This is a genomic window from Enterobacter sp. CM29 (genome assembly GCF_013179605.1).
Lineage (GTDB): Bacteria > Pseudomonadota > Gammaproteobacteria > Enterobacterales > Enterobacteriaceae > Enterobacter > Enterobacter intestinihominis.
In genome coordinates, this window is sequence record NZ_JABMCU010000210.1 from 1 (window position 1) to 7,542 (window position 7,542).

The window sequence follows — 7,542 nt, forward strand, 5'->3', positions numbered from 1 at the left end:
GGTAAGCGGAAATTTTTCAAAACTGATGAAATGTAATCTTTGTAAGGTAGCTTCGGGGTGTGCAGCGCGAAACTGATCGAAGGCCTGCCAGAGGGTCAAAAAATTCAGCCCGGTGCCGAAACCGCTCTCCGCGACGACAAACAGGCTGCGCGGATGCTCAGGGAAGCGGGTGCTGAGATGATTTCCTTCGAGGAAGACATAGCGCGTCTCTTCCAGTCCGTTATCATTAGAAAAGTAGACGTCATCAAAATCTCGGGAAACAGGTGTACCCTCAGCGTTGAATTCGAGGTTGGCAGGTTGTATGGCGTTTTGTTTCACGTAAGTTACTCGTCCGACAGGCAGTGGCACGATCTTAGCGATGTGAGCCCATCGGTGCAAATTTCCACAGAAAATCGCTGATCGGACTTGTTCGGCGTACAAGTGTACGCTATTGTGCGACTCGAAACTTTTTATAGTGCGACTTACAGAGGTATTGAATGAAACGTGCAGTGATTACTGGCCTGGGCATCGTTTCCAGCATCGGTAATAACCAGCAGGAAGTCCTGGCATCTCTGCGTGAAGGACGCTCCGGGATCACTTTCTCTGAAGAGTTTAAAGATTCTGGAATGCGTAGCCACGTATGGGGTAACGTTAAACTGGATACCACCGGTTTAATTGACCGTAAAGTGGTTCGTTTCATGAACGATGCCTCTATCTACGCCTATCTTTCCATGCAGGAAGCGATCAAGGATTCTGGTCTGAGCGAAGACGCTTACCAGAACAACCCACGCGTGGGCCTGATTGCAGGCTCCGGCGGTTCCTCTAAAGCTCAGGTGTTCGGTGCTGACGCCATGCGCAGCCCGCGCGGCCTGAAAGCGGTCGGTCCATACGTTGTGACCAAAGCGATGGGTTCAGCGGTTTCCGCGTGCCTGGCAACGCCGTTCAAAATCCACGGTGTGAACTACTCCATCAGCTCTGCATGTGCGACCTCCGCACACTGTATCGGTAATGCGGTTGAGCAGATCCAGCTGGGCAAACAGGACATCGTATTTGCTGGCGGCGGCGAAGAGCTGGGCTGGGAAATGGCCTGTGAGTTCGACGCGATGGGCGCACTGTCCACCAAATACAACGAAACGCCAGACAAAGCATCCCGTACCTATGATGCACACCGCGACGGTTTTGTTATCGCTGGCGGCGGCGGTATGGTTGTGGTTGAAGAGCTGGAACACGCGCTGGCGCGTGGCGCGCACATCTACGCTGAGATCGTGGGCTACGGCGCAACGTCTGACGGCGCTGACATGGTTGCTCCATCCGGCGAAGGCGCGGTGCGCTGCATGAAGATGGCGATGCACGGCGTTGATACCCCAATCGACTACCTGAACTCTCACGGCACCTCTACGCCGGTAGGCGACGTGAAAGAGCTGGGTGCGATCCGTGAAGTGTTCGGCGACAACAGTCCGGCTATCTCTGCAACCAAAGCCATGACCGGTCACTCTCTGGGTGCGGCGGGTGTGCAGGAAGCGATCTACTCTCTGCTGATGCTGGAAAACGGTTTTATCGCGCCAAGCATCAACATCGACGAGATGGACGAGCAGGCGGCAGGCCTGAACATCGTGACCGAAACCACCGAACGTGAGCTGACGACCGTTATGTCCAACAGCTTCGGTTTCGGCGGCACCAACGCCACGCTGGTGATGCGTAAGCTGAAAGCGTAAGCGTTTGAAGATATAGTAGAAGGGAGCCACGCGGCTCCCTTTTTTTATGCCTGAACACGGAGTTATGCATGAAGGCTGTTACCCCTGAGAAGAGCGCTCCTTCCGGGAACCTTTCCCTTTTCCGCATCGCCTTTGCGGTGTTTCTGACCTACATGACCGTTGGTCTGCCGCTGCCGGTGATCCCCTTGTTCGTTCACCAGGAGCTGGGCTATGGCAACACCATGGTCGGTATTGCGGTGGGCATTCAGTTTTTAGCGACGGTTTTAACCCGGGGCTACGCCGGTCGCCTGGCGGATCAGCACGGCGCAAAACGCTCGGCGTTGCAGGGCATGTTTGCCTGCGGGCTGGCGGGGGGAGCCTGGCTGCTGGCGGCGCTGTTGCCGATAGATGCAGCGTATAAATTCGCGCTGCTGGTGGCGGGGCGCCTGATCCTCGGCTTTGGCGAAAGCCAGCTGCTGACCGGCACCCTGACCTGGGGAATGGGGCTGGTGGGACCTGCGCGTTCCGGAAAAGTGATGTCCTGGAACGGGATGGCGATTTACGGCGCGCTGGCGGCAGGCGCACCACTGGGGCTGCTGATCCACAGCCAGTTTGGTTTTGCGGCGTTGGCAGGCACCACCATGGTATTACCGCTGCTGGCGTGGGCGTTTAACGGTTCGGTGCGCAAGGTGCCCGCCCATAAAGGCGAGCGTCCTTCGCTGTGGAGCGTGGTGGGGCAAATCTGGCAACCGGGGCTTGGGCTGGCGCTTCAGGGGGTAGGCTTCGCGGTTATTGGTACCTTTGTCTCCCTCTATTTCATGAGCCGCGGCTGGGCGATGGCGGGCTTTACGCTGACGGCCTTTGGCGGCGCGTTTGTATTGATGCGCGTGCTGTTTGGCTGGATGCCGGATCGCTTTGGCGGCGTGAAGGTGGCGGTGGCGTCACTGGTCATTGAGACCGTGGGTCTGGTACTGCTCTGGCAGGCGCCGTCCGCATCCGTTGCGCTGCTGGGTGCGGCGTTAACCGGCTGCGGCTGCTCACTGATCTTCCCGGCGCTTGGCGTTGAAGTGGTGAAGCGCGTGGCTCCGCAGGTGCGCGGCACGGCGCTGGGCGGCTATGCGGCGTTTCAGGATATCTCTTACGGCATCACCGGGCCGCTGGCCGGGGTGTTAGCCACCTCGTTTGGCTACCCGTCCGTCTTCCTGGCCGGTGCGGTGTCAGCGGTGGTGGGGATTGTGGTGACGCTGGTGGCGTTTCGCAGGTCGTAGTTTTTTGCCGGGTGGCGGCTTCGCCTTACCCGGCCTACTATTCGAGCCGTTGTAGGCCCGGTAAGCGAAGCGCCACCGGGCAAATCCTCACGCAACCAGCCAGAAAATCGCCAGCGCAATCACCAACGCGATAAACATCAATCCCGGACGGGCAGAAAGCGTCTTGAACGTGTCAACAACGGGGGCAAACAGCGGGTTGTAGATCGGCTGAATGTTTCTTACCTCCGGCACGCCGCCTTCCCGCTCGGCGCGGCGAACGAAGATCTGATTCAGTAAATCCTGTACCTGCGCGGTGGTCAGCACGGTTTGCGGTGTCGCCTGCCAGCTCTGCTGGGCGTAATCCCGGATCATATCGAACTCGTGCGGTTCCAGCGGTTGTTTCAGTGCCGCCTGTACGCTGTGCAGGGTCGGAGCGCTCTGGGTGCTGAGCGTCTGACGCGCCTGGAGCCAGGTGACCAGATGGGTAAACTGTTTTGCCGGGATCATCTCGCCCGCTTTCACACCGGAAAGTTCCAGCATGGATTGCCAGATAAGCTTTGTCGGTTCGCCGGTGGCGGCAGCCAGCTTAGTGACCATCTGCTTGAGCGTATTATGCTCCGCAGGCTGCAATGGCCGTTCTGTAGACGGGCGCTGTTGCGGCTGCGGGATAGAAAGCTGATTGCTTTGCAGCAGGGTCAACACGGTTTTCAGCTGTTCCGGCGAAAGCTGGCTCAGGGCGGTATGACCGTATTGCTGACGGATAAAATCACTCACCGCCTGACGATTATTCCCCTGGCCCAACAGCTCGGTCAGCTGCGAGATAATCTGGCGGGTAGTATGTTGCTGCTGTGCGCTGGTAAGACGCTGGTTCAGGTTTTGTTCGGCGGCAGGGAAATGGCGCGACTGTAGCGGCGCATCGTTTCTGACGCCCAAATCGTGCTTAACGCCGGCCCATACCTCTGCGTTTTGCTGTGAGGTCAACGCAATAAGACGCGTGATAAGACGCTCCAGTACGGTGCGTTGCTGCGTGGAGAGCGGTTGTTCGCCTGGCGTGTTGGGCGTTACGGGGCCTTCACCCGGAGGGCGCGGAGGCGTACCTGAAATGGGCTGCATCGTCAAAAATCCTTAAAGTCAAACTCTGCGTAACCGGGCGGAGATATATGCCCGGCGGCGAGATTATGGCACACTTGGCAGGTTTACTTCCTCTCAAACAGGTACTCAGACGTGAAAATCCTCGTTGATGAAAATATGCCTTACGCCCGTGAGCTGTTCAGCCGCCTGGGTGAGGTTAAGGCTGTCCCTGGTCGCCCGATTCCGGTCAGCGAACTGGACGATGCAGACGCCCTGATGGTGCGCTCGGTGACCAAAGTAAATGAGGCGCTGCTCACCGGCAAAGGGGTTAAATTTGTCGGGACGGCAACGGCCGGGACCGATCATGTGGATGACCAGTGGCTTAAGCAGGCGGGGATTGGTTTTTCCGCGGCACCAGGCTGTAACGCCATTGCCGTCGTGGAATATGTATTCTCCTCGCTATTGATGCTGGCCGAGCGCGATGGTTTTGCGCTGAAAGACCGCACCGTCGGGATTGTGGGTGTGGGCAACGTGGGCGGACGTCTGCAAAAGCGTCTGGAAGCCTGGGGCATCCGCACTCTGCTGTGCGATCCGCCGCGTAAGGATAACGGCGATGAGGGCGATTTCCGCACGCTGGATGAGCTGGTCGACGAGTGCGACGTCATCACCTTCCATACGCCGCTCTTTAAAGAAGGGCCGTACAAGACTCTGCACCTGGCCGACGAAAAGCTGATCCGCCGTCTGAAGGCTGGCACTATTCTGATAAATGCCTGCCGGGGACCGGTGGTGGATAACGCGGCGCTGCTGACATGTCTCGACGAGGGTCAAGATCTTAGCGTCGTACTGGACGTCTGGGAGCCAGAGCCGGATCTCAACGTCGCATTGCTGAATAAGGTGGACGTGGGTACCGCGCATATCGCGGGTTATACCCTTGAAGGCAAAGCGCGTGGCACAACCCAGGTGTTTGAGGCTTACAGCGCCTTTATCGGCCATCCGCAGCAGGTAGCGCTGGATACGCTGCTGCCCGCCCCGGAATTTGGTCGCATTACCCTTCATGGACCGCTGGATGAGGCAACGCTGAAAAGACTGGTGCATTTGGTGTATGATGTGCGCCGCGATGACGCGCTGCTGCGTAAAGTGGCGGGTATTCCGGGTGAGTTTGACAAGCTGCGCAAAAATTACCTTGAGCGCCGCGAGTGGTCCTCCCTGTATGTGATGTGCGATGACGCCCCCGCGGCGGCGCTGTTGCATCAGCTGGGATTTAACGCCGTTCACCACCCGGCACGTTAATGTCTTCTTAATGCTCCCTGTCGGATATTCCGGCAGGGACGCTTTTTTATTTCTGGAGTAAACCACCATGTCTGAAGGCTGGAACATTGCCATTTTGGGTGCCACTGGCGCCGTGGGCGAAGCCCTGCTTGAAACCCTTGCTGAGCGTCAGTTCCCGGTGGGCGACATTTACGCGCTGGCGCGTACCGACAGCGCAGGAGAACATCTGCGTTTCGGCGGGAAATCCGTGATGGTGCAGGATGCCGCCGCGTTTGACTGGACACAGGCTCAGCTGGCGTTTTTTGCCGCAGGTGCGGAAGCCACGGCATCCTACATTGAAGAAGCGACCAATTCAGGCTGTCTGGTGATCGACCTGAGCGGTCTGTTCTCCCTGGAGCCGGATGTGCCGTTGGTGGTGCCGGACGTCAACCCGTTTGTGCTGGCTGACTACCGCAACCGCAATATCATTGCAGTACCGCACAGCCTCACCAGCCAGCTGCTGACCGCGCTGAAGCCGCTGATCGACGACGGTGGCCTGTCGCGTATTTCCGTGACCAGCCTGCTGTCAGCCTCCGCTAACGGCAAAAAAGCCGTAGACGCACTGGCAGGGCAGAGCGCGAAGCTGCTGAACGGTATCCCGATCGACGAAGATGATTTCTTTGGCCGCCAGCTGGCGTTCAACATGCTGCCGCTGCTGCCGGATCGTGAAGGTTCGGTGCGGGAAGAGCGTCGTATCGTCGATGAAGCACGCAAAATTCTGCAGGATGACGGTCTGATGATCTCCGCGAACGTCGTGCAGTCTCCGGTCTTTTACGGCCACGCGCAGATGGTCGGGTTTGAAGCCCTGCGTCCGCTGGCGGCTGAAGAAGCCCGCGACGCGTTTGGCCGCGGTGAGGACCTTGTCCTGTCCGAAGAGAGCGAATTCCCGACGCAGGTGGGCGACGCTACCGGCAGCGCGCATCTCTCTGTGGGCTGCGTGCGTAACGATTACGGTATGCCTGAGCAGGTGCAGTTCTGGTCCGTTGCCGACAACGTGCGTTTTGGCGGCGCGCTGATGGCGGTCAAAATCGCGGAAAAACTGGTGCAGGAGTATCTGTACTGATGTCAGATGTGGAACAAAAGCCGGTCCACAGAATTGCCCTCGGCATTGAATACGATGGCAGTAAATACTATGGCTGGCAGCGGCAGAATGAGGTGCGCAGCGTCCAGGAGAAGCTGGAGAAAGCGCTCTCTCAGGTGGCGAATGAACCGATAAGCGTCTTCTGTGCGGGCCGCACCGATGCCGGCGTTCACGGCACGGGGCAGGTGGTGCATTTTGACACCACCGCCGTGCGCAAAGACGCGGCCTGGACGCTGGGTGTAAATGCGAATTTGCCTGGTGACATTGCCGTGCGTTGGGTGAAAGCTGTGCCGGATGATTTTCACGCGCGTTTCAGCGCGACGGCGCGGCGCTACCGTTATGTCATCTACAACCAGCGCCTGCGCCCGGCGGTGTTAAGCCAGGGCGTGACGCATTTTTATGAACCGCTGGATGCAGAACGTATGCAGCGTGCGGCGCAGTGTCTGATTGGAGAGAATGATTTTACGTCGTTTCGTGCGGTGCAGTGTCAGTCCCGTACGCCGTGGCGTAACGTCATGCACATTAACGTCAGTCGTTATGGCGCGTATGTGGTGGTGGATATCAAAGCCAATGCCTTTGTACATCATATGGTGCGGAATATTGTAGGCAGCCTGATGGAAGTGGGCGCCGGACACCAGCCGGAGAGCTGGATTGCAGAACTGCTGGCAGCGAAGGACAGAACGCTTGCGGCAGCAACGGCGAAAGCGGAAGGTCTGTATCTGGTTTCGGTGGATTACCCGGACCGGTTCGACCTGCCAAAACCGCCAATGGGCCCGCTGTTTTTAGCGGACTAAACAAAGGCGCAATTAGGGCTTAGACAATATGGACGTAATACGTTTTCTGATTGATTTCATCCTGCACATTGATGTTCACCTGGCGGAGCTGGTCGCGCAGTACGGCGTCTGGGTATACGCCATTCTGTTCCTCATTCTGTTCTGTGAAACCGGCCTTGTGGTTACGCCGTTCCTGCCGGGAGATTCACTGCTGTTCGTGGCGGGCGCGTTATCCGCACTGCCAACGAATGACCTGAATGTCCACCTGATGGTCGTCCTGATGATCATCGCCGCGATTATTGGTGATGCGGTCAACTACACTATCGGGCGGGTGTTTGGCGAGCGGTTGTTCAGTAATCCGGACTCGAAGATTTTCCGCCGCAGTTATT

General features: G+C 57.9%; 6 protein-coding genes and 2 pseudogenes. 6 read left to right on the plus strand and 2 right to left on the minus strand.

Annotated elements, in window-relative coordinates:
* Positions 1 to 318 (minus strand): annotated as a pseudogene (gene mnmC, locus HP459_RS19675) (bifunctional tRNA (5-methylaminomethyl-2-thiouridine)(34)-methyltransferase MnmD/FAD-dependent 5-carboxymethylaminomethyl-2-thiouridine(34) oxidoreductase MnmC); the annotation flags it as partial.
* Positions 319 to 476: 158 nt separating this feature from the next.
* On the opposite strand from mnmC, the gene fabB reads away from it, so the two are divergent.
* A complete protein-coding gene (gene fabB, locus HP459_RS19680) occupies positions 477 to 1,694 on the plus strand; it encodes a beta-ketoacyl-ACP synthase I (protein WP_022648859.1) in 1,218 nt (405 codons plus the stop codon).
* A gap of 68 nt (positions 1,695 to 1,762) precedes the next feature.
* Positions 1,763 to 2,941, plus strand: coding sequence for an MFS transporter (locus HP459_RS19685; protein WP_017692989.1), 1,179 nt, complete (start codon positions 1,763 to 1,765; stop codon positions 2,939 to 2,941).
* Positions 2,942 to 3,028: 87 nt separating this feature from the next.
* On the opposite strand, the gene flk is transcribed toward HP459_RS19685, so the two are convergent.
* Entirely contained in the window at positions 3,029 to 4,033 is a 1,005-nt protein-coding gene (flk, locus tag HP459_RS19690; RefSeq protein ID WP_046619052.1) for a flagella biosynthesis regulator Flk, read from the minus strand.
* 111 nt (positions 4,034 to 4,144) lie between these two features.
* Between flk and pdxB the strand changes: the two genes are divergently transcribed.
* The 4 genes and pseudogenes from pdxB to HP459_RS19710 all read left to right on the plus strand — a co-directional run.
* Entirely contained in the window at positions 4,145 to 5,281 is a 1,137-nt protein-coding gene (pdxB, locus tag HP459_RS19695) for a 4-phosphoerythronate dehydrogenase PdxB (RefSeq protein ID WP_023306650.1), read from the plus strand.
* 67 nt (positions 5,282 to 5,348) lie between these two features.
* Positions 5,349 to 6,362, plus strand: coding sequence for an aspartate-semialdehyde dehydrogenase (locus tag HP459_RS19700; RefSeq protein ID WP_032623846.1), 1,014 nt, complete (start codon positions 5,349 to 5,351; stop codon positions 6,360 to 6,362).
* Positions 6,362 to 7,174 carry a tRNA pseudouridine(38-40) synthase TruA gene (truA, locus tag HP459_RS19705; RefSeq protein ID WP_001286071.1) on the plus strand — a complete coding sequence of 271 codons (813 nt, stop codon included), beginning with the start codon at positions 6,362 to 6,364 and terminating at the stop codon, positions 7,172 to 7,174. The genes HP459_RS19700 and truA overlap by 1 nt, the downstream gene beginning before the upstream one ends.
* A 28-nt stretch (positions 7,175 to 7,202) precedes the next feature.
* A pseudogene (locus HP459_RS19710) lies at positions 7,203 to 7,542 on the plus strand (hypothetical protein); the annotation flags it as partial.

Coding starts and splice junctions, on each gene's coding strand:
- fabB (WP_022648859.1), top strand. CDS start 477: ATGAAACGTGCAGTGATTACTGGCCTGGGCATCGTTTCCAGCATCGGT.
- flk (WP_046619052.1), bottom strand. CDS start 4,033: ATGCAGCCCATTTCAGGTACGCCTCCGCGCCCTCCGGGTGAAGGCCCC.
- truA (WP_001286071.1), top strand. CDS start 6,362: ATGTCAGATGTGGAACAAAAGCCGGTCCACAGAATTGCCCTCGGCATT.
- HP459_RS19700 (WP_032623846.1), top strand. CDS start 5,349: ATGTCTGAAGGCTGGAACATTGCCATTTTGGGTGCCACTGGCGCCGTG.
- HP459_RS19685 (WP_017692989.1), top strand. CDS start 1,763: ATGAAGGCTGTTACCCCTGAGAAGAGCGCTCCTTCCGGGAACCTTTCC.